Origin of the sequence: Cellulomonas sp. A375-1 (assembly GCF_001040865.1) — a bacterium.
Taxonomy (GTDB): Bacteria; Actinomycetota; Actinomycetes; order Actinomycetales; family Cellulomonadaceae; genus Cellulomonas; species Cellulomonas gelida.
Genome location: NZ_LFKW01000111.1, coordinates 1 through 832 on the forward strand (window position 1 = coordinate 1; position 832 = coordinate 832).

Below are 832 nucleotides of genomic sequence, written 5' to 3' on the forward strand. Positions count from 1 at the left end.
TCGACCCGTTCACGCCGCCCGCGGGAGCCGCGCCGGACGCGCCCGGGGAGGGGCGCCTGCTCCTCGTCGCGCCCAACGTCCTGCACCTCGAGCGCCGCCTGGGCGTCGACCCCGACGACTTCCGACTGTGGGTGTCGCTGCACGAGCAGACGCACGCGCTGCAGTTCGCGGCCGCGCCGTGGCTCGCCGGGCACCTGCGCACTCGCTTCGCTGAGCTGCTCGGCGACCTCGCCGGGCAGGGCGAGGAGACGTTCGGCCGCATGGTGTCGGCGGTCGGCAAGGTCCTGACCGACGACGAGGGCAGCCTCCTCGACGTCCTGACGCCCGAGCAGCGGCTCGTGGTCGACGAGGTCGGCGCGGTCATGTCGCTGCTCGAGGGGCACGCCGACGTCGCGATGGACGCCGTCGGCCGGGGCGTCGTGCCGTCGGTCAAGGAGATCCGACGCAAGTTCGAGGAACGGCGCGACCACGGTGCGCGCGCTCGGGGGCCCGCGGGCATCGTGCGGCGGCTCCTCGGCATGGACGCCAAGCTCGCGCAGTACCGCGAAGGCGCGGTGTTCGTGCGCGCGGTGCGCTCGAGGGTCGGCGTCAACGGGCTCAACGCGGTGTGGACGTCGGTCGAGCAGCTGCCGAGCCCGGCCGAGATCGCCGACCCGAGCGCGTGGGTGCGCCGGGTGCACGGCTGACCGTGGCCGGGCCGGACCCCCGCGTCGCCGACGTGCGGCGCGCGGTCACCGCCGCGGTCGCGGACCTGCCCGACGACGCGCTCGTGCTGGTCGCGTGCTCCGGCGGGCCGGACTCGCTCGCGCTCGCGGCGGCGGCGGCCTTCGCG

The 832-nt window shown here is 76.2% G+C and carries 1 protein-coding gene; it reads left to right on the forward strand.

All coding sequences use genetic code 11. The features are described 5' to 3' along the window. On the forward strand, nucleotides 1-686 hold a 686-nt coding region (locus tag CWIS_RS11575; protein ID WP_048343456.1), incomplete at its 5' end, for a zinc-dependent metalloprotease. Nucleotides 687-832: the final 146 nt, after the last annotated feature.